The 22,379-nt window shown below is 65.9% G+C and carries 21 protein-coding genes; 18 read left to right on the plus strand and 3 right to left on the minus strand.

Translation table 11 applies throughout. From position 1 onward, the window contains the following. Positions 1-36: 36 nt before the first annotated feature. The 3 genes from clpB (at position 37) to RT688_RS05815 (ending at position 5,555) form a co-directional block, all read left to right on the plus strand. The gene (clpB, locus tag RT688_RS05805; protein ID WP_313703900.1) at positions 37-2,649 is read left to right on the plus strand and encodes an ATP-dependent chaperone ClpB; all 2,613 of its coding nucleotides are present in this window, start codon (positions 37-39) and stop codon (positions 2,647-2,649) included. 204 nt (positions 2,650-2,853) lie between these two features. Next, on the plus strand, positions 2,854-4,245 hold the full coding sequence (locus RT688_RS05810) for an alpha/beta hydrolase (RefSeq protein ID WP_313703901.1): 1,392 nt from the start codon (positions 2,854-2,856) through the stop codon (positions 4,243-4,245). Positions 4,246-4,355: 110 nt separating this feature from the next. Continuing rightward, the gene (locus RT688_RS05815; protein ID WP_313703902.1) at positions 4,356-5,555 is read left to right on the plus strand and encodes an MFS transporter; all 1,200 of its coding nucleotides are present in this window, start codon (positions 4,356-4,358) and stop codon (positions 5,553-5,555) included. Between the two features lie 72 nt (positions 5,556-5,627). Here RT688_RS05815 and RT688_RS05820 read toward each other — a convergent pair whose 3' ends face one another. Continuing rightward, positions 5,628-6,401 carry a PEP-CTERM sorting domain-containing protein gene (locus RT688_RS05820; protein WP_313703903.1) on the minus strand — a complete coding sequence of 258 codons (774 nt, stop codon included), beginning with the start codon at positions 6,399-6,401 and terminating at the stop codon, positions 5,628-5,630. A gap of 433 nt (positions 6,402-6,834) precedes the next feature. Between RT688_RS05820 and aceA the strand changes: the two genes are divergently transcribed. The 4 genes from aceA (at position 6,835) to RT688_RS05840 (ending at position 12,090) form a co-directional block, all read left to right on the plus strand. Then, a complete protein-coding gene (gene aceA / locus RT688_RS05825) occupies positions 6,835-8,133 on the plus strand; it encodes an isocitrate lyase (protein WP_313703904.1) in 1,299 nt (432 codons plus the stop codon). Positions 8,134-8,308: 175 nt separating this feature from the next. After that, positions 8,309-9,175, plus strand: a complete 867-nt coding sequence (locus RT688_RS05830) for an ROK family protein (RefSeq protein WP_313703905.1) — start codon at positions 8,309-8,311, stop codon at positions 9,173-9,175. Between the two features lie 151 nt (positions 9,176-9,326). Beyond that, positions 9,327-10,655: a 23S rRNA (adenine(2030)-N(6))-methyltransferase RlmJ gene (gene rlmJ, locus RT688_RS05835; protein ID WP_313703906.1), complete on the plus strand. Its 1,329-nt coding sequence runs from the start codon at positions 9,327-9,329 to the stop codon at positions 10,653-10,655. A gap of 163 nt (positions 10,656-10,818) precedes the next feature. Beyond that, positions 10,819-12,090, plus strand: coding sequence for an EAL domain-containing protein (locus tag RT688_RS05840; protein ID WP_313703907.1), 1,272 nt, complete (start codon positions 10,819-10,821; stop codon positions 12,088-12,090). Positions 12,091-12,433: 343 nt separating this feature from the next. Here RT688_RS05840 and RT688_RS05845 read toward each other — a convergent pair whose 3' ends face one another. Both RT688_RS05845 and RT688_RS05850 read right to left on the minus strand, forming a co-directional pair. After that, positions 12,434-13,183: an SAM-dependent methyltransferase gene (locus RT688_RS05845; RefSeq protein ID WP_313703908.1), complete on the minus strand. Its 750-nt coding sequence runs from the start codon at positions 13,181-13,183 to the stop codon at positions 12,434-12,436. Positions 13,184-13,203: 20 nt separating this feature from the next. Then, positions 13,204-13,818 (minus strand): Maf-like protein, encoded by a 615-nt coding sequence (locus tag RT688_RS05850; RefSeq protein WP_313703909.1) that lies wholly within the window; start codon positions 13,816-13,818, stop codon positions 13,204-13,206. A gap of 205 nt (positions 13,819-14,023) precedes the next feature. Between RT688_RS05850 and RT688_RS05855 the strand changes: the two genes are divergently transcribed. The 11 genes from RT688_RS05855 to RT688_RS05905 all read left to right on the plus strand — a co-directional run bounded on the left by RT688_RS05855 (position 14,024) and on the right by RT688_RS05905 (position 22,304). Then, the gene (locus RT688_RS05855) at positions 14,024-14,521 is read left to right on the plus strand and encodes a YceD family protein (RefSeq protein WP_313703910.1); all 498 of its coding nucleotides are present in this window, start codon (positions 14,024-14,026) and stop codon (positions 14,519-14,521) included. A gap of 179 nt (positions 14,522-14,700) precedes the next feature. Then, entirely contained in the window at positions 14,701-14,883 is a 183-nt protein-coding gene (gene rpmF, locus RT688_RS05860) for a 50S ribosomal protein L32 (protein ID WP_028104096.1), read from the plus strand. Positions 14,884-15,074: 191 nt separating this feature from the next. Continuing rightward, entirely contained in the window at positions 15,075-16,100 is a 1,026-nt protein-coding gene (plsX, locus tag RT688_RS05865; protein ID WP_313703911.1) for a phosphate acyltransferase PlsX, read from the plus strand. A 26-nt stretch (positions 16,101-16,126) separates the two neighbouring features. Continuing rightward, complete coding sequence (locus tag RT688_RS05870) at positions 16,127-17,116, plus strand: beta-ketoacyl-ACP synthase III (RefSeq protein ID WP_313703912.1); 990 nt, start codon at positions 16,127-16,129, stop codon at positions 17,114-17,116. 44 nt (positions 17,117-17,160) lie between these two features. Continuing rightward, entirely contained in the window at positions 17,161-18,099 is a 939-nt protein-coding gene (gene fabD, locus RT688_RS05875) for an ACP S-malonyltransferase (RefSeq protein ID WP_313703913.1), read from the plus strand. Between the two features lie 33 nt (positions 18,100-18,132). Beyond that, the gene (gene fabG / locus RT688_RS05880) at positions 18,133-18,870 is read left to right on the plus strand and encodes a 3-oxoacyl-ACP reductase FabG (protein ID WP_313703914.1); all 738 of its coding nucleotides are present in this window, start codon (positions 18,133-18,135) and stop codon (positions 18,868-18,870) included. 180 nt (positions 18,871-19,050) lie between these two features. After that, entirely contained in the window at positions 19,051-19,290 is a 240-nt protein-coding gene (gene acpP, locus RT688_RS05885; RefSeq protein WP_020653257.1) for an acyl carrier protein, read from the plus strand. A gap of 28 nt (positions 19,291-19,318) precedes the next feature. Then, a complete protein-coding gene (fabF, locus tag RT688_RS05890) occupies positions 19,319-20,566 on the plus strand; it encodes a beta-ketoacyl-ACP synthase II (RefSeq protein WP_313703915.1) in 1,248 nt (415 codons plus the stop codon). Positions 20,567-20,657: 91 nt separating this feature from the next. After that, a complete protein-coding gene (locus RT688_RS05895; RefSeq protein WP_313703916.1) occupies positions 20,658-21,149 on the plus strand; it encodes a protein YgfX in 492 nt (163 codons plus the stop codon). A 182-nt stretch (positions 21,150-21,331) separates the two neighbouring features. Next, entirely contained in the window at positions 21,332-21,934 is a 603-nt protein-coding gene (rpoE, locus tag RT688_RS05900; protein ID WP_312551608.1) for an RNA polymerase sigma factor RpoE, read from the plus strand. A gap of 67 nt (positions 21,935-22,001) precedes the next feature. Further along, positions 22,002-22,304 carry an RseA family anti-sigma factor gene (locus RT688_RS05905; protein WP_313703917.1) on the plus strand — a complete coding sequence of 101 codons (303 nt, stop codon included), beginning with the start codon at positions 22,002-22,004 and terminating at the stop codon, positions 22,302-22,304. Positions 22,305-22,379 lie beyond the last annotated feature (75 nt).

The following is a 22,379-nucleotide window of genomic DNA, read 5'->3' on the forward strand; positions in this document are numbered from 1 at the left end:
TTCCCAGTTAAATAACACTCACTAGGGAGCAACAACATGCGGCAAGATAAATTGACGACCAAGCTCCAGGAAGCCCTGGCGGATGCCCAGAGCCTGGCGGTCGGCAACGACAACCAGTACATCGAATCCGTTCACCTGCTGACGGCGCTGCTGAACCAGGACGACGGCGGCGCGCGCTCGCTGCTGCAGCGCGCCGGCGTGAACGTCGGCGGCCTGACGAATGGCCTGCGCAGCGCGCTGGAGCGCTCGGCCAAGGTCTCGGGCACCGGCGGCGAGGTGCTGCCGGGGCGCGACCTGGTGGCCTTGCTGAACCTGGCCGACCGCGAGTCGCAGAAGCGCGGCGACCAGTTCCTGTCCAGCGAGATGGTGCTGCTGGCGCTGACCGAGGACAAATCCGAGGCCGGCCGCCTGGCGCGCGAGAACGGCCTGGCGCGCAAGTCGCTGGAGTCGGCGATCTCCGCCGTGCGCGGCGGCGAAAACGTGAATTCGCAGGACGCCGAAGGCCAGCGCGAGGCGCTGAAGAAATACACCCTCGACCTGACCGAGCGCGCCCGCATGGGCAAGCTCGACCCCGTGATCGGCCGCGACGACGAGATCCGCCGCGCGATCCAGGTCCTGCAGCGCCGCACCAAGAACAACCCGGTGCTGATCGGCGAGCCGGGCGTGGGCAAGACCGCCATCGTCGAGGGCCTGGCGCAGCGCATCGTGAACGGCGAAGTGCCCGATTCGCTCAAGGGCAAGCGCGTGCTGTCGCTCGACATGGCGGCGCTGCTGGCCGGCGCCAAGTATCGCGGGGAGTTCGAGGAGCGCCTGAAGTCGGTGCTGAAGGAACTGGCCCAGGACGAGGGCCAGACCATCGTCTTCATCGACGAGATCCACACCATGGTCGGCGCCGGCAAGGCCGAAGGCGCCATGGACGCCGGCAACATGCTCAAACCCGCGCTGGCGAGGGGCGAACTGCACTGCGTCGGCGCCACCACGCTCGACGAATACCGCAAGTACGTCGAGAAGGACGCCGCGCTCGAGCGCCGCTTCCAGAAGATCATGGTCGACGAGCCGAGCGTGGAGGCGACCATCGCCATCCTGCGCGGCCTGCAGGAAAAGTACGAGCTGCACCACAAGGTCGAGATCACCGACCCCGCGATCATCGCCGCGGCCGAGCTCTCGCACCGCTACATCAGCGACCGCTTCCTGCCCGACAAGGCGATCGACCTGATCGACGAGGCGGCCTCGAAGATCAAGATCGAGATCGACTCCAAGCCGGAAGTCATGGACAAGCTGGAGCGCCGCCTGATCCAGTTGAAGATCGAGCGCGAAGCGGTGAAGAAGGAAACCGACGAGGGCTCGCTGCGCCGCCTGGACCTGATCGGCGAGGAGATCGCGCGCCTCGAACGCGAGTACAACGATTACGAGGAAATCCTCAAGTCGGAAAAGGCGGCGGTGCAGGGCACCACCCACATCAAGGAAGAGATCGAGCGCATCCGCCACCAGATGGAGGAAGCCAAGCGCCAGTCGAACTGGCAGAAGGTCTCGGAGCTGCAGTACGGCCGCCTGCCGGAACTCGAAGCGCAACTCAAGCACGCCGAGGAAGCGGCCGCGGGCAAGGACGGCGAAGTGGAAAAGCCGAAGCTGCTGCGCACGCAAGTCGGCGCCGAGGAGATCGCCGAGGTGGTTTCGCGCGCGACCGGCATCCCGGTCTCGCGCATGATGCAGGGCGAGCGCGACAAGCTGCTGCACATCGAGGAGAAGCTCCATGAGCGCGTGGTCGGCCAGGACGAGGCGATCACCGCCGTGTCCGACGCGATCCGCCGCTCGCGCGCCGGCCTGTCGGACCCGAACCGTCCCTACGGCTCCTTCATGTTCCTGGGCCCGACCGGCGTCGGCAAGACCGAGCTGTGCAAAGCACTGGCAAGCTTCCTGTTCGACACCGAGGAAGCCCTGATCCGCATCGACATGAGCGAATTCATGGAGAAGCATTCGGTCGCCAGGCTGATCGGCGCGCCGCCGGGCTATGTCGGCTACGAGGAGGGCGGTTACCTGACCGAGGCGGTGCGGCGCAAGCCCTACAGCGTGATCCTGCTGGATGAAATCGAGAAGGCGCACCCGGACGTGTTCAACGTGCTGCTCCAGGCGCTGGACGACGGCCGCATGACCGATGGCCAGGGCCGCACCGTGGACTTCAAGAACACGGTGATCGTGATGACCTCGAACCTGGGTTCGCACAAGATCCAGTCGATGGACACCGACGAGCCGGCGGTGGTCAAGCTGGCCGTGATGGCCGAGGTGCGCGGACATTTCCGCCCCGAGTTCATCAACCGCATCGACGAGATCGTGGTCTTCCACGCCCTGGACGAGCGCAACATCGGCGACATCGCCCGGATCCAGCTGCGCAACCTCGAAGCGCGCCTGGAAAAGATGGAAATGGTGCTCGACATCGACGACGAGGCCCTGCAGAAGATCGCCGAGGCCGGCTTCGACCCGGTGTATGGCGCGCGCCCGCTCAAGCGGGCGATCCAGCAGCAGATCGAGAATCCGCTGTCGAAGGCCATCCTGGCGGGCCGCTTCGGGCCGAAGGACACCATCCCGGTGCGGGTGCGGGGCGGGCAGCTGGTGTTCGGCGAAGAGCCGCAGGTCGAGCTGGCGAAGTAAGCCGGTAATTTCTTGGAACAAAGGGCGCAGCGATGCGCCCTTTTTTGTTGCGTCAAACATTGGCCTGTGACGCGCTAGATGCATTTCAGCACCATTTTTCGGCCGCCTGTCTCATCCTGGCCAGATTGCCTCGTCACCAACTTTATAGTGCTGCTCGTCCAGGACCACGACATTTCCATCCCCAACTTTTGACGAGGCACACCGATGAAGACTCCACTGCGCAAGCTGCTCCCCCTGGCCCTCCTGTTCGCTGTGCACGCCGGTGCCCAGGCCGGCGTCGTCGCCGACCATCCGGGACACTGGATGGGCGAGCTGACGCTGCCCGACGGCCGGGTGCTCAAGAGCGGGGTCGAGCTCTTCACGCGTGCCGACGGTTCGAGCGGGGCCAGTTTTTCCAGCCCCGACCAGGGCGCCTACGATATTCCGGTCAAGCGCATCGCGGAACAGGGCGAGACGGCGGAGCTCGACCTGGGTTTCGGCAAGATGAACCTGGCCTGGCGCGGCGACCGCTTCCAGGCCGAATGGAAGCAGGGGGGAGCAAGCTTCCCGCTCCAATTGCAGCGCGTCGCCGCGTTTCCCAGGAAGGCGCGTCCCCAGGACCCGGCCGCGCCCTTCCCCTATACCGAGGAAACCCTTGCCATCCGCAGCGGCGACGGCGTGACCCTCGGCGCCACGCTCTCCGTTCCCAAGGGCGTCGCCAGGCCGAACGTGGTGGTCCTCGTGCACGGCTCGGGGCCCCTGACACGCGACGAGGAAATCGCCGGACACCGCGTCTTTGCCGTCCTGGCCGATCACCTGCTGCGCCAGGGCGTTGCCGTGCTGCGCTACGACAAGCGCGGCATCGCGCGCTCGACCGGCGACTTCGAGGGCCATACCCAGGCCCAGCTGGCCGATGACCTGGGCGCCGCCGTCGCCGCCCTCAAGGCGCGCGGGCAGTTCGCCCGCCTGGGCCTGGTCGGGCACAGCGAGGGACCGATGATCGCCGCCAAGGTGGCCGCGCGCCAGCCGGCGGACGTCGACTTCCTCGTGTCCATGGCCGGGGTCGGCCTGCCGGGCCTGGACCTGATCCTGCTGCAGGACCGCCTGCTGGTCCGGGACCGCGGCGCCTCGCCCGAGGAGACTGCGCAATTGATGACCTACATACGCGGTTTCTACGACATCGTGCTGGCCCATGCCGACAGCGCGCCGCGGGTTGCCGCCCTGAAGGCTTACCAGAAAGCCTTGCCCGAGCGCGACAAGGCCCTGATCGAGAAATACCGGATCGGGACCGGGACCCTGTCGGTGGACGTGGCGGCGCAGCCTTTCGTACGCGGGCTGCTGCTGGCCGATCCGCGGCCCGACTGGCGCAAGGTCGCTTGCCCGGTCCTGGCCTTGAACGGCAGCCTCGACCTGCAAGTTCCACCCGAGAGCCTCGACGGGATCGTCGCGGCCTTGAAGGAGGGTGGCAACGCGAAGCTTGAAGCGGCGCTGATGCCCTCCCTGAACCACATGTTCCAGACCGCGAAGACCGGCAGCGAAAAGGAATATGCGGTGATCGACGAGACCATCGCGCCGGCCGCGCTGCAGCGCATCGCCGCGTTCGCGCGCAAGCAGTAGGCCGGAGGAGGCCAGCAGGACGCCCGGAAACGGGAAGACCAGGCCGCCGCCAGCAAAGTCGCGCGCTTTTGACTACACTGGCTGCTGTCTTGATTTCCGGGAAACATAAAATGACAAGCAGCCTGCGCCAGGACGCCCGCGTCATCGCCCTGGTCGGCACCTCGCACGGGGTGTCGCACTTCTATCACCTGATCCTGGCCGGGTTGTTTCCCTGGCTCAAGGAAGCCTTCACGCTGTCCTATTCCGAGCTGGGCCTCCTGATGACGGTGTTCTTCGTCGTCTCGGGCGTTGGCCAGGCGCTGTCCGGCTTCATCGTCGACAGGGTCGGCGCGCGCCGGGTGTTGTTCACCGGCCAGGCCCTGCTGGGCCTGGGCGCGCTGGTGCTGGCCTCGGCGCCGAGCTACGCGGTGCTGCTGGCCGGTTCCTTCGTTGCCGGCTGCGGCAACGCGGTGTTCCACCCGGCCGGCTACACGCTACTGAATCACGGCGTGTCGAAGGAGCGGCTGGCCTATGCGTTCTCGGTGCACGGTATTTCCGGCAACATCGGCTGGGCGACGGCGCCGATCTTCCTGGCCGGCGTCGCCACCCTGTCGAGCTGGCGCACGGCGCTGCTGGCGGCCAGCGCGATTCCCTTCCTGATGCTGCTGGTCCTGTTCCTGAACCGCGCCGTGCTGCCGAACCGCGCGACGGTCGCCAAGCCGGGCGAGCAGCAGGGCAGCTCCTTCGCCTTCCTGCGCCTGCCGCCGGTGTGGATGTGCTTCGGCTTCTTCTTCCTGACCTCGATCGCGCTGGGCGGCATCCAGGCCTTCTCCTCGACCAGCCTGGTGGCGCTGTACGGCATCACGCTGGGCACGGCGGCGACCGCCTACACCACCTTCATGCTGTCCTCGGCGGCCGGCATGGTGGCGGGCGGCTTCCTGGCCGCGCGCGCCCACAACCACGACCGCACCATCGCGGTCGCCTTCCTGTTCGCGGCGGCGCTGGCGCTGCTGCTGGCAGCCAGCGTGGTGCCGGGGCCGATGGTGGTGGTCGTGATGGGCGCGATCGGCCTGGCCACCGGCGTCGCCGGTCCCTCGCGCGACCTGCTGATCCGCGCCGCCGCGCCGCCGAACGCCACCGGCCGCGTATTCGGCGTGGTCTATTCCGGCCTGGACACCGGCATGTCGGTCGGCCCGCTGCTGTTCGGCGCGCTGATGGACGGCGGCCACCCGGCCGCGGTGTTCATCGGCGTGGCCCTGTTCCAGACCCTGGCGATCGCCACCGCGATCGGCGCCGGCAACGCGCGCGCCAGCGTGCCGCAAAAGGCCTGAGGCGACCAGCGGCAATTCGATTCGAAGGATAAAAAACGCGCACCTCGGTGCGCGCGTCTGGTCTGTCTTGCTTTATTTGCGCTTCCTGCGCGTCAGCGACATCAGCGCCAGGCCGCCGAGCACCAGGGCGATGCTCATCGGCTCGGGCACCTCGGAGCGGGTGTCGGTGGCCGGTAGGGTGGGCGCCGAGACGTCGACCAGCACCGGCGCGCTGCCGCTGCCGGGCACCAGCGCCGGGTCGGGCGGCGTGGCGACGACCTCGGGGGCGGAGGGCTGCGCGGGCGTCGGCGCCGGCGCCGGTGCGGGCGCGGGCGCGGGGTCTGGCTGCGGCTGCGGCGTCACCGCGGCAGCCAGCGTGATGGTCTGCGACAGCAGGTCGCCGGCCTTGTTGCCGGCCGCATCTAGGAAGTTGACCTTCAGGTGAGGCGCATCCAGCGAGGGAGTCCCGCCGCTGAAGGTGAAGGTGAACACCATGTTGTCGCCCAGGGCGATGGCGTCGCCGCTGAGGCACAGGGCGCGGTTGTTGCGCTTCGCGGTCCCGCCGCCGCCGCAACCGTTGGCGTTGAGCTCGCGCGCGTTCAGGGTCCAGTCGCTCGCGCCATTCGGCGCCGCGCTCACGCTCACGTTTTTATAGGTGCCGATGTCCTTCAGGCTCAGGGCCGACAGGCTGACCGCCCGCGTCCAGTCGCCCGAGTGCTTGGCGGCGTCGATTTCCAGGGTCAGGACGTTGTCGGTCCAGCTGGTGGTGAAGACGACGTCCTGGAACGTGAGCACGCCCGCCTGCACGGGAAGGGCGCCGATGGCGAGGGCCAGCGCAAGGCTGGACTGGCGAAGCAAGGTTGTCAAGATGGCTTCCTGGTGAGAGGGCTGGCGCTCGCCAGTCCGGGCTTGTCGAATGAACAGGCCGCCATGCTGACGATAAGTGTTCTTAGTGTCAATACAATATTCCTTTTTGCAACAATATATGCGCTCGCGCAAGCATTTCCAGCCGATCAGCAAGTATGGTGATCAGTTCGCCTGGACCGCCTCAAATTTCACCATGCGAAAAGATGGCTTCATAAGGTGAAATCTTCTGCTGCGCGCGCACGGCCTTTCCCTTCCATTTTAAGAAATTCCTTTCCGCATCATGAAAACAGTGTCTCAAGTGATTGAATTAATGGGATAAAAAAATCTTTTGCTGTCTTATATAAGAGTTGTTGTGCTGTGCACCAATGGGTCTATCATTTCTCTAACGGATTTCACTTCGCAACGCAGCTTTTATCTAATCAGGAGAAACAACATGGCTACTCGTGAACAGCAGATCACCGCCCTGCAAAATGACTGGGACAGCAACCCGCGTTGGAAAGGTGTGGTGCGCAATTACACCGCCGCCGACGTGGTGCGCCTGCGCGGTTCGATCCAGGTCGAGCATACGCTCGCCAAGCGTGGCGCCGAGAAGCTGTGGGGTCTCGTCAACAACGAACCCTTCGTCAACGCCCTGGGCGCCCTGACCGGCAACCAGGCGATGCAGCAGGTGAAGGCCGGCCTGAAAGCCATTTACCTGTCGGGCTGGCAGGTCGCAGGCGACGCCAACCTGGCCGGCGAAATGTATCCGGACCAGTCGCTGTACCCGGCCAACTCGGTGCCGATGGTCGTGCGCCGCATCAACAACACCTTCATGCGCGCCGACCAGATCCAGTGGTCCGAAGGCAAGGACGACATCGATTACTTCGCCCCGATCGTGGCCGACGCCGAAGCCGGCTTCGGCGGCGTGCTGAACGCCTTCGAGCTGATGAAGTCGATGATCGAGGCGGGCGCCGCCGGCGTCCACTTCGAAGACCAGCTCGCTTCCGTGAAGAAGTGCGGCCACATGGGCGGCAAGGTGCTGGTGCCGACCCGCGAAGCGGTCGAGAAGCTGACCGCCGCGCGCCTGGCGGCCGACGTGATGGGCACCTCGACCCTGGTCGTGGCCCGCACCGACGCCGAGGCGGCCGACCTCCTGACCTCGGACGTCGACGACAACGACAAGGCGTTCTGCACCGGCGAGCGCACCGTCGAAGGCTTCTACAAGACCCGTCCGGGCATCGAGCAGGCGATCTCGCGCGGCCTGGCCTATGCGCCGTTCGCCGACCTGGTCTGGTGCGAAACCGGCAAGCCGGACCTGGAATTCGCGCGCAAGTTCGCCGAAGCCATCCACGCCAAGTTCCCGGGCAAGCTGCTGGCCTATAACTGCTCGCCGTCGTTCAACTGGAAGAAGAACCTGGACGACGCGACCATCGCCAAGTTCCAGGAAGAGCTGGGCGCGATGGGCTACAAGTTCCAGTTCATCACCCTGGCCGGCTTCCACGCCCTGAACTACGGCATGTTCAACCTGGCCCACGGCTATGCGCGCCGCCAGATGTCGGCCTTCGTGGAACTGCAGGAAGCCGAATTCGCCGCCGCCGAGAAGGGCTTCACCGCGGTCAAGCACCAGCGCGAAGTCGGCACCGGCTACTTTGACGCCGTGACCCAGACCATCCAGCAGAACCAGAGCTCGACCACGGCGCTGCACGGCTCGACCGAAGACGAACAGTTCTTCGACGAAAAGAAAGTCGCGTAAGCCCCGTCTTCGACCCGCCTCCAGAGTTGCCGCAGCGCCCAGCCGGGCCTGCGGCTTTTTTTCGTGGCGCGCACGGATTTGACGGACAGGGGTGCGCTGCCGTACCGTGCCGGGATGGCGTCCCGGCCGCCGCGCACCCTGCGGGCGGCCTGGCGGCGCGAAGGAGGAAGGCGACATGAACCTGGACGATGGCGTGTTCGATACGGCGGCCGGCGTCGATCTCGGCGGCAGCAAGTTGCTGCTGCGCTATCGCGGCCGCTGGCTGCGGCACGCGACCGGGCCCGGCTTCGGCGCTCCCGAACTGACCGCGGTATTGCGCCGCTTCCTCGACGAGTGCGCTTGCCCGCCGGCCGCGCTCGGGATCGCCGTGCCGGGCCTGGTCGACGGCGCGGTCGTCGCGGCCTGCGACGTGCTGCCGCGCCTGGCGGGCTGGGACGTCCGGGAAGCCCTCGGCGGGCGCGTCCGCGCCTGGGCGCTCGCGAACGACGCCAAGGCGGCGCTGCAGGCGGCGAACGCGGACCTGGCGGCCGGCGCCGTTGCCGTCACGGTCATGGCCGGCACCGCGATCGGCTGCGGCATCGTCGCCGGGGAGGGCGTGCTGCGCGGCGCGTCCGGCTGGGCCGGCGAGCTCGGCTACTGGCCGGTGCGCGACGGCGCCGGAGCATGGACGCGGCTGGACGAACTGGCCGGCGGCGGCTACATGGCGGCGCGCCTCGGCATCGACGGGCCGACACTGGCGATGCGCGCCGGCGCCGGAGATCCAACGGTGCTCGAGGTCATCGCTGCCGGCGGACAGGCGCTCGGCGGCGCCCTGGCGGGCGTCGTCAACCTGCTCAATCCGCGCCGCCTGGCGGTCGGCGGCGGTGCGCTGCGCCTGCCCGGCTACTGGGCGCAGGCGCAGGCCGTGCTGCGCGCGCAGGCGATCGGCCCCATGCTGGCCGCCTGCGCAGTGCACGCCCTGCACGAGGTCGAGGACCTGGTGGCGCGCGGCGCCGCCCAGCTGGCCATGGCCACGCAGGCGCGGACCGCCGCGGGCGCCTGACGCCGCCCGCCGTTCATCGCCTGGCGCGGCTTGCGGCAGCTTCCCTCACTGCCGGACGGCGTTGTAGTGGATAATGGCGGCTATTGCAGCGCCGCCCATTGCCGACCGGCATGCGCACGCCTCACCACTCTCTTCTCAGGAATTCCAGCTTATGTTGAGCTACCGCCACGCCTTCCACGCGGGTAACCATGCCGATGTCCTCAAGCATTTCGTCCAGGTGCAACTGCACCTGTACATGAACCAGAAGGACACGGCCTATACCTATATCGACACCCACTCGGGAGCCGGCGTGTATGCGCTCGACAGTACCCAGGCCACCAAGAACGCCGAATTCGACACCGGCATCGGCCCGCTGTGGAACCGCACGGACGTGCCGGCGCCCCTGGCTCCCTACCTGGATTTGGTGAAGGCCATGAACCCGAGCGGCAAGATGCGCTACTACCCGGGCTCGCCCTACGTCGCCGACCAGATGACGCGGCTGGAAGACCGCCTGCGCCTGTTCGAACTGCACCCGGCCGACAGCAAGATTTTGGCGGACAACTTCCGCAAGGCCGAGGCGCACCGTGCCGAGCAGGGCGAACGCGCGCGCGGCCGCCGCGTCATCATCGAGCGCGGCGACGGCTTCGGCAGCCTGAAAGCCCTCCTGCCGCCGCCGTCGCGCCGCGCGCTGGTGCTGATCGACCCGCCCTACGAGGTCAAGGACGACTACCGCAAGGTGCGCGACGCGCTGGACGAGGCCCTCGGCCGCTTCCCTAGCGGCATCTACGCGGTCTGGTACCCGGTGCTGCAGCGCATGGAGTCGCGCCAGTTCGCCGACAGGCTCAAGCGCCTGCCGGCCAAGGAGTGGCTGCACGTGACCCTGACCGTGTCGACCCCCGGCCCGGACGGCTTCGGCCTGCACAGCAGCGGCATGTTCATCCTGAATCCGCCGTACACGCTGGAACCCCTGCTGCGCGAAACCATGCCCTGGCTGGTGCAGGTGCTGGGCAAGGACGCCGGCGCCAGTTTCCTGATCGAGCGCGGCACCCAGGTGACTGGTGCGGCGGCGGCGCGCACCAGCAACGCCGGCGGCGCACGCATGCCGGTCGGTAACGCGCGCCGCGCCAGCCCGCTGTCGGGCAGCGGCAGCCTGCGCCTGCCGGGGCAAGCCATGCCGCAGCGCACCGAGACCGCCCAGGGCGGCGCCGACGCTGCGCCGGGCAGCAAGGCGGGCGCGCAGAACCGCGCCAAGCGCTTCTCGCGTCCGCAGGGCGAAGGCGAGCCGGGGCGTCCGGTGTCGCGTTCGCGCGACACCGCGCCGCGTGGCGGCGAGCGTCCCGACGAGCGCTTCGATCCGGCGCGCGGCGAGAACCAGCCGCGGTATGCAGACCAGCGCCGTCCGTCCGGTCCGCGCCGCGAGGCTGGCGCGGGCGGCCAGGGCCAGGGACAGCGTCCGGGCAAGCCGGCGCCGGGGCGCACCCGGGGCGGAAACCGGGGCTGAGGTTCGCGTCGTCCACGACAGCTGGAGCCGCGCGGCGCGGCGTCGCGCGCGTTTCGATGTAAAAATGTAAAGACTAGCGGAATGGTGTATATTCGCCAAGGGTATGCGCATGTGCGCACCTTTGCCGCGCCTGCCGCGCCGCAAAAGTTTCCAGGAGTGTTACATGCATGCCGAAGCAACGGCAGTATCATCCATGCCGTCCGACGAATTCTTCCTGGCGCGCCAGCCCATCCTTGGGCGCGACCAGCATCTGGTTGCCTTCGAGCTGCTGTTTCGCGCCGCGGGCGAGCACGAGGATGCTCGCCTGACCGACGGCGCCGCCGCTACCGCGGCCGTGATTTCGCACGCGTCCCAACTGGGCCTGGAGCAGGTGGTTGGCGAACAATTAGCGTTCGTCAATGTCGACGAGGTGGTCCTGATGAGCGACTTCGTCCGATTCCTGCCACCGCGTAAAGTTATCCTCGAAATCCTCGAAACCGTCAAGCCGACCGAGCAGTTGCTGGCCCGCGTGGCAGAACTGAAAGCGCTCGGCTTCAAGTTCGCGCTCGACGACGTGGTCGACCATACCGCGGAAGTCGACAAGCTGCTCGGCCTGGTCGACGTGGTCAAGATCGACCTCAAGGGCGTGCACCGCAAGGCGCTGCGTCCGCTGGCGGCCTCGCTGCGCGCCGTCGACAAGAAACTGCTGGCGGAAAAGGTCGAAACGGTCGAGGAATTCCAGCTCTGCCTGGAACTGGGCTTCGAATTCTTCCAGGGCTATTATTTTGCCCGTCCGGTGATCCTGAGCGGCCGCAAGATCGCGCCCTCCAAGCTGACCATCCTGCGCCTGCTGGAGCTGCTCAATGCCGACGCCGAGGACGCCGCCATCGAGAGCGCGGTCAAGCGCGACGCGCTCACCAGCCTGAACCTGCTGCGCCTGGTGAACGGCCGCGCGGCCGGCAGCGGCCGGCGCATCGAATCCGTGTCCGAGGCGATCGCCAGGCTGGGCCGCAAGCAATTGCGGCGCTGGCTGCAGATACTGCTCTACAACACGCCCGGTGCGCCGGTGGAACTGAATGCGCCGCTGCTGCAACTGGCCACCACGCGCGGCAAGCTGCTCGAACTGATGTCGCTGTACGTGCATCCGGACAATGTGGTCTGCGCCGAGCGCGCCTTCACGGTCGGCATCATGTCGCTGGCCGACGCGCTGTTCTCGATGCCGATGGCCGACATCCTCGACAACGTCGAACTGGCCGACGACGTGCGCGCCGCCTTGCTGCACCGCGAGGGCACCTTCGGGACGATGCTGGTCGTGGTCGAGCGGCTCGAGAAGGCCGACACCGGCCGCCAGTTCACGGCCGCGCTGCGCAGGCTGGGCTTGACGTCGAAGCAGGTCAGGGATATCGAGCTGGAGGCCTTCGACTGGGTGCGCGAGCTGGCCTACGAAGCGGCCTGAGCGCCGGCGGGCCTGCGGCCGCGCGGCATCGCGTTCGCGACCGCGACTGCGACCGCGTTGCCGCTTTTCGTAGGGTGGGTACTTGTACCCACGCAGTACGGCGTTTGTACGCCGCGAACGCATCAATGAATTGCTTCCGTCGACGACTTCGTGGACGCCGCCTTTGGGCTGGCGGTGACCCCGCGTGGGTTCGAGAACCCACCCTACAAACTGCGCTGGCCGCGACCCCGCGTGGGTTCGAGAACCCACCCTGCAAACCCGCGGCTGGGGCTTCCGTCGCGATATCGACGTCGCTAACGATCACTGCGTGGGCACAGGTGCCCACCCTACGAGACCCGGTTTGTTATTGCCCCAGGAACAGGAACACCGTCGGCTTCTTGTGGAAGTCCGGGGCCTTGCCGGCCGCCAGTTGCGCCTTCCATTTCGCCGCCGTCAGGGTGCGCACCGACTCGCTGGCCAGCGACAGGTCGGTCGCCACGCAGACCAGGGTGCCCGGCTGCAGGGTGGCGGCCAGCGCTTCCAGCATCTGGCCGTTGCGGTAGGGCGTCTCGATCAGCAGTTGCGTCTGCTTTTCCGCGCGCGAGCGCGCTTCGAGTTCGCGGATGCGCTTGGCGCGCGCGGCGGCGTCGGTCGGCAGGTAGCCGTTGAAGGCGAAGCTCTGGCCGTTCAGGCCGCTCGCCATCACGGCCAGCAGCAGGGAGGACGGCCCGACCAGCGGACGCACTGCGATGCCGTGCTGGTGCGCCAGGCGCACGAGGTCGGCGCCCGGATCGGCCACGGCCGGCACGCCGGCTTCCGAGACCAGGCCGGCATCCTCGCCCGCCAGCAAGGGTTCGAGCAGGGCGGAGAGGGCGGCGGGCGGCGTGTTCACGTTCAGCTCGGCAATGCGGATTTCCTGCAGCGGGCGCGCCAGCGGATGGTCGATCGCGACCAGTTTCAGGAAGGCGCGCGCGGTCTTGGCGTTCTCGGCCACGAAATAGCCGAGTTGCGCGGTGATCGCCTGGACCTGGCCGGGCAGGACGTGGTTCAGGGCGCCGGGCTGGGCGTCGGTGGGGCCGAGGGTGTTCGGGATCAGGAAGAGGGTACCGGGCATAGGAAGGAAACGTGGATGGATCAAACGCCGAAGAAGGGCATGCCGGCGCGGCGCAGCATGCCGGTCAGGGCGATCAGGGGCAGGCCGGTGAGGGCGGTCGGGTCGGTCGAGCCGATCCGTTCGAGCAAGGCGATGCCCAGGCCCTCGTTCTTGGCGCTGCCGGCGCAGTCATAGGGCTGCTCGATGCGCAGGTAGGCGTCGAGCTCGGCGTCGGGCAAATCGCGGAACCGTACGAAGACTTGCACGTTCTCGACTTGCGCCGCAGCGGCCGGGTCGGCGACGCGGCCGTCCCACAGGCACAGCGCCGTATGGAACACGACCTCGCGCCCGCGCATCTTTTGCAGCTGGGCCAGGGCGTTCGCATGATTGCCGGGCTTGCCGATCTGCTCGCCGTCGAGCGTGGCGACCTGGTCCGAGCCGATGACGAGGGCGCCCGGCTGCAGGGTGGAGACGGCCTGGGCCTTGGCGCGCGCCAGGCGCAGCGCGGTTGCCTCGGGCGCCTCGCCGGGCAGCGGTGTTTCGTCGACGTGGGGCGCGATCGCCTCGAAATGCAGGTGCAGGCGCGAGAGCAGGTCGCGGCGGTAGGCGGAGCTGGACGCGAGGATGAGGCGCGGCGGGACGGAACTTGGTATCATGGCGGCCTGGGTCGAGGATTCATAAGTAAAACAGATAGATAACGCGTCCCGGCAAGCCAAGCTTATAAATCATGGCGCGCCCGCTCGGGCGGGCGGGCGCATCGGCAACAGGCGAGGGCGCGGCGCGCCAAAAAATCGCGTAAGTCTTTGACTGTGCGGGGACAAGCCTGTTATTATCGCAGGTTTTCCGGGGACGTTTTCTGCAATGAGCGCATTTGTCATCGACGCCTTTGAATTTTGCCGCAACAATGGCTATCGCGAAGGAGTGACGCCGGTTGCGGAAATGACGCGCCTGGTCGCCGATTGCGCCGACAACAGTGGCGAGATCGCCTGGTCCATCCAGGGCGGCAGCACCCCGCAGGGCTACCCGACGATGACCCTGTCGGTCTCGGGTCCCGTCCAGCTGGTGTGCCAGCGTTGCCTGACCCCGTTCGGCTACCGCATCGATTCGTCCACCCAGCTGGTGCTGGGCCGCGACGACGAGGAAGCCGACCAGATCGAGGAAATCCTCGACGACGAAAGTATCGACGTGATCGTCGGCAGCCGCGAATGCGACATTCGCCAGCTGCTGGAAGACGAAGCCCTGCTGGCCCTGCCGCAGGCGCCGAAGCACGAGCAGTGCCCCGACACCAGCCTGTTGGAGTCGCTGAAGTCCGAAAAGGTCTCGCCCTTCGCCGGCTTGAAGAACCTGAAATCCGAATAAAGAATCAAGTAGTTGTAGTTGTTGTACAGAACGTGTCAAACGCGTGCACAGTCGAGTATGTCAGGGCAGCGTTTCATACAGAGTCGGCAATCGAAGGATTGCCGGTGGGATACTCGATGCGCATGTTTTTTGCAAATCGAATGTGTTAGAATTTTAGAACTTTAGTATTAGGAGTCATCATGGCAGTTCAGCAGAATAAGAAGTCCCCATCGAAGCGCGGTATGCACCGTTCGCACGATTTCCTGGTTGCCCCTAACCTGGCAGTCGAGCCGACCACCGGTGAAACCCACCTGCGTCACCACATCAGCCCGAACGGCTTCTACCGTGGTCGCAAAGTCCTGAAGACCAAGAACGACGAGTAATCGCCGTCTTGCTTTTCTGTACCATGAAAGCGGTGCAACGTATCTCAAGTGCGTGGCGCCGCTTTTTCTTTATCCCCGGCCGCACCATCCGCACCGTCATTTCCACGGTTGCCGTCTCGGGCTGGCGTCCTGCCGGCGAGCGCATGCATCCAGCCGCCCGCCCCCTGTGAGCCGCGGTTCGTACCTCCAAAATGACAATTAAAATTTCCATCGACTGTATGGGCGGAGACCACGGTCCCTCCGTTACGATCCCTGCAGCCCTGTCGTTCCTGAAACAGCAGCCCGAAGCCGAACTGATCTTGGTTGGCCTCGAAGACGTGCTGCGCGCGGAACTGAAGAAACACAACGCCGACGCGAACCCGCGCCTGACCGTGAAGCACGCCTCCGAAGTGGTGGCGATGGACGATCCGGTCGAGGTGGCCCTGCGCCGCAAGAAGGATTCCTCGATGCGCGTCGCGGTCGAGCTGGTGAAGGACGGCACGGCGAACGCCTGCGTCTCGGCCGGCAACACCGGCGCCCTGATGGCCGTCTCGCGCTATATCCTGAAGACCATGGCCGGCGTCGACCGTCCGGCGATCTGCTCGATCCTGCCGAACCAGAAGAACGGCCCGACCTACATGCTCGACCTCGGCGCCAACGTCGACTGCGAGCCGCACCACCTGCACCAGTTCGCTATCATGGGCTCGGTCCTGTTCTCGGCCATGGAAGGCGTCCAGCGCCCGACCATCGGCCTGCTCAACGTGGGCACCGAAGAGATCAAGGGCAACGAGGTCGTCAAGAACACCGCCACCCTGCTGCGCGCCGACCACGAGCGCGGTTCGCTCAACTTCTACGGCAACGTCGAAGGCAACGACATCTTCAAGGGCACGACCAACGTCGTGGTCTGCGACGGTTTCGTCGGCAACGTCACCCTGAAGGCGGTCGAAGGCCTGTCGCGCTTCGTGAAATCGGTCTTCAAGCAGAACGTGCTGTCGATGATGGGCGCGGTACTCGCCCGCGGCGCATTGAAGAAGCTCAACCCTGAGCGCTATAACGGCGCCAGCCTGCTCGGCCTGAAGGGCCTGGTGTTCAAAAGCCACGGCGGCGCGAATGCCTACGCCTTCGAGTGGGCGATCAAACGCGCCTTCGATGCGGCGAAATATAATGTACAAGAGCAATTGTCGGCGATGATAGCCGAACTGATGCCAGATACGCCTGACGCCTCGCGCCAGGTCTGATTTCACGGAACAAGGGTGGAGACGTAATGACTGTCTACAGCAAAATCATCGGTACCGGCAGCTACCTGCCGGCGCGCAGGGTCAGCAACGACGAGCTGGCGGCGCAACTGGCCGCCAAGGGCATCGAGACCTCGGACGAGTGGATCAGTTCGCGCAGCGGCATCTCCGCGCGCCACTACGCCGAGCCCGAGCAGAAAGCCTCCGACCTGGCGGTCGAGGCGGCCCTGCGCGCGCTCGAAATGGCCGGCAAGACCCCGACGGACATCGACATGGTGATCGTGGCCAGCTCCACCCCGGATTTCCCGGGCAGCTTCCCGAGCACCGCCTGCATCGTCCAGCGCAAGCTCGGCATGGGCAACCACAGCGCGGCCTTCGACGTGCAGGCCGTCTGCAGCGGCTTCGTCTATGCGCTCTCGACCGCCGACGCCTTCATCAAGTCCGGCATGCACAAGACCGTGCTGGTGGTCGGCGCCGAAGTGTTCTCGCGCATCCTGAATTTCGAGGACCGCACCACCTGCGTGCTGTTCGGCGACGGCGCCGGCGCGGTGGTGGTCGAGGCGTCGAGCGAACCGGGCATCCTGGCCGCCCGCCTGCACGCCGACGGCACCCATTCCGACATCCTGGCGGTCAAGGGCGTCCCCGAGGGCGGCCCGACGGCGGCCAACGGCGGTTTCCTGCACATGGACGGCCAGGCCGTGTTCAAGCTGGCCGTCACCGTGCTGGAAGAAGTCGCCACCGAAGTGCTGGACGCGGCGCGCATGCAGCCTTCGGACGTCGACTGGCTGATCCCGCACCAGGCCAACATCCGCATCATGAAGAGCACCGCCAAGAAACTCGGCCTGCCGATCGAGCGCATGGTCGTCACCGTCGACGAGCACGGCAACACCTCGGCCGCCTCGATCCCGCTGGCGCTCGACATCGCCGTGCGCGACGGCCGCATAAAGCCGGGCGACAACATCCTGATGGAAGGCGTGGGCGGCGGCTTTACCTGGGGCGCAATCCTGGCCCGTATGTAACGCCGTGCCGATTCCTCAAGTAATCAAGTAAGGACTAGAAGAAGATGAGCAAATTCGCATTCCTGTTTACCGGCCAGGGCGCGCAAGCGGTCGGCATGCTGAACGGCTTCACCGGCAACCCGGTCGTCGAGCAAACCGTCGCCGAAGCCTCCGATGCCCTGGGCATGGACATCGGCAAGCTGATCGCCGAAGGCCCGAAGGAAGAACTCGACCTCACCACGAATACCCAGCCGGTGATGCTGACCGCCGCGGTCGCCGTCTACCGCGCCTGGATCGCCGCCGGCGGTCCGGCGCCCGCCGTCGTGGCCGGCCACAGCCTGGGTGAATACTCGGCCCTGGTCGCCGCCGGCGTGATCGACTTCAAGGACGCGGTGCCGCTGGTGCGCTTCCGCGCCCAATCGATGCAGGAAGCGGTGCCGGTCGGGCAGGGCGGCATGGCCGTCGTGCTGGGCCTGAATGCCGACGACGTGCGCGCTGTCTGCGCGGAAGCAGCCCAGGGCGAGGTCGTCGAAGCCGTCAACTTCAACGAGCCGACCCAGATCGTGATCGCCGGCCACACGGCCGCGATCGACCGCGCCTGCGAGATCGCCAAGGCCAAGGGCGCCAAGCGCGCCATGAAGCTGGCGGTGTCGGCGCCGTTCCATTCCTCGCTGCTCAAGCCGGCGTCGGACCGCCTGCGCGACTACATGGCCAAGCTGACTTTCAATGCGCCGCGTATCGATTTGATCAACAACGTCGATGTCGCTATCCTGAACGATCCGGAAGCGATCAAGGACGCCCTGGTGCGCCAGGCCGCCGGTCCCGTGCGCTGGGTCGAGACCATGCAGAAGATGGCCGCCGACGGCATCACCCAGGTCGTCGAATGCGCCCCGAGCAAGACCCTGATCGGCATGGCCAAGCGCATCGACCCGGTGCTGGCCGGCGAAGCCCTGGTCGACCAGGCCGCGCTCGAGCGCGTGCTCGCTTCCATCAAGGCAGCCTGAAACACATTTGCACTAGATAAGGACAAGAATCAGATGAATCTGCAGAACCAAGTTGCCCTCGTTACCGGCGCGTCGCGCGGCATCGGCAAGGCCATCGCCCTCGAGCTGGCCCGCCAGGGCGCGAAAGTCGTCGGCACCGCCACCAGCGAAGCCGGCGCCGAAGCGATCGGCGCCTACCTGGCCGAATTCGGCGGCAAGGGCGTGGTGCTGAACGTCACCGACGCCGAGCGCTGCGCCGCCGTCGTCGACGAAGTGCAAAAGACCTTCGGCAGCCTGTCGATTCTCGTGAACAATGCCGGCATCACCCAGGACAACCTGGCCATGCGCATGAAGGACGAGGAGTGGGACAGCGTCATCACGACCAACCTGACCGCGGTCGGCCGCCTGTCGCGCCTGGTCCTGCGCGGCATGATGAAGGCCAGGCACGGCCGCATCATCAACATCACTTCGGTGGTGGGCGCCTCGGGCAACCCGGGCCAGATGAACTACGCCGCCGCCAAGGCCGGCGTGGCCGGCATGACCCGCGCCCTGGCGCGCGAGATCGGCAGCCGCAACATCACCGTCAACTGCGTGGCGCCGGGCTTCATCGACACCGACATGACCAAGGCGCTGGGCGAAGGCCAGCACGAAGCGCTGCTGACCCAGATCCCGCTGGGCCGCCTCGGCCAGCCGGAAGACATCGCCCACGCGGTGGCCTTCCTCGCGGGCCCGACCGCCGCCTACATCACCGGCACCGAACTGCACGTGAACGGCGGCATGTACATGAATTGATGCGGAAATGCGCCAGGCAGGGCTTTCATCGCGGTTGGGCCTGTTCGAATCCCGGCGAATTCTCATCTTTTAGCAGAAGTTTCGGCTGAAATAACGTCAGACGCCGAAAATAGTTTTTCGGCGCGCAAACCTGATAAAATGCGCGCACTTTCCGCAACACATACCTAATGGAGCCATAACATGTCGGATATCGAACAACGCGTTAAAAAAATCGTCGCTGAGCAACTGGGTGTTGCAGAAGCCGACATCAAAATCGAGTCCTCGTTCGTTGACGACCTCGGCGCTGATTCCCTGGACACCGTTGAACTGGTGATGGCCCTGGAAGACGAGTTCGAAATGGAAATCCCTGACGAGCAGGCTGAGAAGATCACCACCGTCAAGCAAGCTATCGACTACGCAACCGCGCACGTCAAGGCCTAAGCTGTTTTAAGTTTTTCGGGAGAATCGCTTGAGTCGTTCACGCAACCGCCGCGTCGTCATTACCGGCCTGGGCTGCGTTTCACCTATCGGCAACACCGTTGCCGAAGCGTGGAGCGCGGCGCTGGCTGGCAAGTCGGGCATTGCCAACATTACCAAGTTCAATGCCGAGCCGTTTTCGACCCGTTTTGCGGGTGAGGTGAAGAACTTCAACGTCGAAGACTACCTGCCGGGCAAGGAAGGCCGTCACATGGATACCTTTATCCATTACGGCATGGCCGCCGGCATCCAGGCCTTGCAGGATTCGGGCCTCCAGGTCACCGACGAGAACGCCGACCGCATCGGCGCCATCGTCGGCTCGGGCATCGGCGGCCTGCCGATGATCGAAGCGACCAAGGAAGAGTATGACGGCCGCGGTCCGCGCCGCATCTCGCCGTTCTTCGTGCCGGCATCGATCATCAACATGATCTCGGGCGACCTCTCGATCAAATTCGGGTTGCGCGGGCCGAACCTGGCCATCGTGACCGCCTGCACCACCGGCCTGCACTGCATCGGCGCGGCGGGCCGCCTGATCGAGTATGGCGACGCCGACGTGATGATCGCCGGCGGCGCCGAGTCGACCATCTCGCCGCTGGGCCTGGGCGGTTTCGCCTCGGCACGCGCGCTGTCGTCGCGCAACGACGATCCGGCCACGGCTTCGCGTCCCTGGGACCGCGACCGCGACGGCTTCGTGCTGGGCGAGGGCGCAGGCGTCCTGGTGCTGGAAGAATACGAGCACGCCAAGGCGCGCGGCGCGAAGATCTACGCCGAGCTGCTGGGCTTCGGCATGAGCGCGGATGCGAACCACATCACCGCGCCGGTCGAAGACGGCAGCGGCGCCAGCCGCTGCATGGTCTCGGCGCTGGCCAACGCCGGCCTGAACGCCGACCAGGTGGATTACATCAACGCGCACGGCACCTCGACGCCGCTGGGCGACCTGGCCGAAGTGCAGGGCATCAAGCGCACCTTCGGCGACCACGCGAAGAAGCTGGTGGTCAACTCGACCAAGTCGATGACCGGCCACCTGCTGGGCGGCGCCGGCGGCCTCGAGTCGGTGTTCACGGTGCTGGCGATCCACAACCAGGTCTCGCCGCCGACCATCAACCTCTTCAACCAGGATCCGGCCTGCGATCTCGACTTCGTCGCCAACACCGCGCGCGATATGACGATCAACTATGCCGTGAAGAACAACTTCGGATTCGGCGGTACCAACGGTACCCTGGTCTTCGGTAAAGTCTGAACCTGCTCCGCCCGGTCCTGTCTAACAGGGCCGGGCGCCTGACCCTGCCGCACCCCGCGCGCGGCAGGCGTTCCGTATTTCACTTCCCCTCATGACCGCGATCGCCATCAGTGCGTTCGTTGCACCTTCGCGCCGCCTGCGGCTAGGCCTCGGCGTGACCGCGCTCGTCCATCTCGGCGCCGCGCTCCGCCTCGCCGGCGTGTTGTCGGAAGACCTGGTTTTTGCCTTCCCTTGCGCACTGTTTTTCCTGCTCGCAGCGATGTCCTTGCTGTACGGATGCGCCACCCTGACAAAGACGCACCGGATTGATGTATCTGGAACCGGTGCGGTGCGCCTGACGGTACAACAGAAGGTGGGAGCCGGCACTGCGATCGACGCCGCCACCGCCGTCACGCTGCTGCCCGGGAGCCTGTTATGGCCGCAACTGATGCTGTTACGGCTGGGTGACGCGCGCGGCCGATGCTGGGTCGTGCCGGTATTGCGCGACAGCCTGGCCCCCGACGAATTCCGCGCTTTGCGGGTAGCGTTCGGCACCTTATACGGGCGAACTGTTACACCGGAAAGCGTCTCCGAAATACTTTGAACTTATTGCAAGCGGCCAACTCTTAAGATGGGAGGAATCGCAAGAAACCGTAGCGAGCGGAAGAAGTGCTGATCGAGGAGCGCAGTTGTACGCACGTACAGCGAGCACCGCAGATCGGCAATTCGACGCGCAGTAGGTCTATTGCGATTCCTCGGGTTGCCGCGGTTTATGGGGCACGGTCAGTGACGACAGAACGCGAGGGTGATCAACTGCTGGTCGAACGCGTCCAGGCCGGTGACCGGCAGGCGTTCGACTTGTTGGTGGCGAAGTATCAGCGCCGGCTGATGCGGCTGGTGTCGCGCCTTGTGCACGACCCCGCCGAAGCCGAAGACGTGGTGCAGGAAACGTTTATCAAGGCGTTTCGCGCATTGCGCCATTTTCGGGGCGAGTCGGCGTTTTATACCTGGCTGTACCGAATCGGCATCAACACGGCAAAGAATTTTCTCGTCACACAGGGCAGGCGCGCGCCGACTTCGACGGAAGCGGACACGGAACGTGCTGAAGCGTTTGACGATGCGGACAGTTTGCGCGACATTAATACCCCGGAATCGGTGTTGGCGAGCAAACAGATCGCTTATACGGTCAATGCCGCGATGGAGGCGCTACCGCTGGAATTGCGGACGGCGATTGTCCTGCGCGAAATTGAGGGTTTGAGCTACGAGGAAATCTCCGAAGTGATGGCCTGCCCGATCGGCACGGTGCGCAGTCGGATATTCCGGGCGCGCGAAGTCATCGCCGAAAAATTGAAGCCGCTGCTTGATTTTCCGGGTGATAAACGTCGGTAGGTAGCGATGATCGCACCAACACCTTGCACAATTTTTTGATCACACGGCTACCGTGATGGAACTACCGATGGATACCCACAAAAAAAACCGCGAACACATCTCCGCTTTATGCGACGACGCCTTGCCGAAGGATGACCTGGAGCTGGCCGGCGCGGCCCTGCGCACGGCGGACGGTAGCTACGCGTGGGAAGTGTATCACCTCATCGGCGATATGCTGCGCACGGCTGGAACGCCGCCGCTGTCGGGCGGTTTTTCGGCCAGGCTCGCCGCCCGCCTCGCGGCCGAGCCGATGCACCCGCGCCGCGGCACGGCGAACGAGGGCGAGCTGGCCAAGCCGATGGCGCTGGCCGCGTCCTCGCCGTCCACCTGACCCAGGCTGTTCCCCTCCCGTTCCGGCCTTCTTGCCGGACCGATGCGTCAGCGCGGGCTTCGCTTGCCCACGAGC

The organism is Massilia sp. (genome assembly GCF_032106685.1).
Classification (GTDB): Bacteria; Pseudomonadota; Gammaproteobacteria; order Burkholderiales; family Burkholderiaceae_D; genus Telluria.

What these genes read in the sequence shown, in the direction of transcription:
- RT688_RS05830 (WP_313703905.1), top strand. Translation starts at nt 8,309, where the DNA reads ATGAACCTGGACGATGGCGTGTTCGATACGGCGGCCGGCGTCGATCTC.
- RT688_RS05815 (WP_313703902.1), top strand. Translation starts at nt 4,356, where the DNA reads ATGACAAGCAGCCTGCGCCAGGACGCCCGCGTCATCGCCCTGGTCGGC.
- fabD (WP_313703913.1), top strand. Translation starts at nt 17,161, where the DNA reads ATGAGCAAATTCGCATTCCTGTTTACCGGCCAGGGCGCGCAAGCGGTC.
- RT688_RS05905 (WP_313703917.1), top strand. Translation starts at nt 22,002, where the DNA reads ATGGATACCCACAAAAAAAACCGCGAACACATCTCCGCTTTATGCGAC.
- RT688_RS05870 (WP_313703912.1), top strand. Translation starts at nt 16,127, where the DNA reads ATGACTGTCTACAGCAAAATCATCGGTACCGGCAGCTACCTGCCGGCG.
- RT688_RS05850 (WP_313703909.1), bottom strand. Translation starts at nt 13,818, where the DNA reads ATGATACCAAGTTCCGTCCCGCCGCGCCTCATCCTCGCGTCCAGCTCC.
- aceA (WP_313703904.1), top strand. Translation starts at nt 6,835, where the DNA reads ATGGCTACTCGTGAACAGCAGATCACCGCCCTGCAAAATGACTGGGAC.
- rpmF (WP_028104096.1), top strand. Translation starts at nt 14,701, where the DNA reads ATGGCAGTTCAGCAGAATAAGAAGTCCCCATCGAAGCGCGGTATGCAC.
- rlmJ (WP_313703906.1), top strand. Translation starts at nt 9,327, where the DNA reads ATGTTGAGCTACCGCCACGCCTTCCACGCGGGTAACCATGCCGATGTC.
- RT688_RS05840 (WP_313703907.1), top strand. Translation starts at nt 10,819, where the DNA reads ATGCATGCCGAAGCAACGGCAGTATCATCCATGCCGTCCGACGAATTC.
- fabG (WP_313703914.1), top strand. Translation starts at nt 18,133, where the DNA reads ATGAATCTGCAGAACCAAGTTGCCCTCGTTACCGGCGCGTCGCGCGGC.
- RT688_RS05855 (WP_313703910.1), top strand. Translation starts at nt 14,024, where the DNA reads ATGAGCGCATTTGTCATCGACGCCTTTGAATTTTGCCGCAACAATGGC.
- RT688_RS05810 (WP_313703901.1), top strand. Translation starts at nt 2,854, where the DNA reads ATGAAGACTCCACTGCGCAAGCTGCTCCCCCTGGCCCTCCTGTTCGCT.
- acpP (WP_020653257.1), top strand. Translation starts at nt 19,051, where the DNA reads ATGTCGGATATCGAACAACGCGTTAAAAAAATCGTCGCTGAGCAACTG.
- clpB (WP_313703900.1), top strand. Translation starts at nt 37, where the DNA reads ATGCGGCAAGATAAATTGACGACCAAGCTCCAGGAAGCCCTGGCGGAT.
- RT688_RS05895 (WP_313703916.1), top strand. Translation starts at nt 20,658, where the DNA reads ATGACCGCGATCGCCATCAGTGCGTTCGTTGCACCTTCGCGCCGCCTG.
- plsX (WP_313703911.1), top strand. Translation starts at nt 15,075, where the DNA reads ATGACAATTAAAATTTCCATCGACTGTATGGGCGGAGACCACGGTCCC.
- RT688_RS05845 (WP_313703908.1), bottom strand. Translation starts at nt 13,183, where the DNA reads ATGCCCGGTACCCTCTTCCTGATCCCGAACACCCTCGGCCCCACCGAC.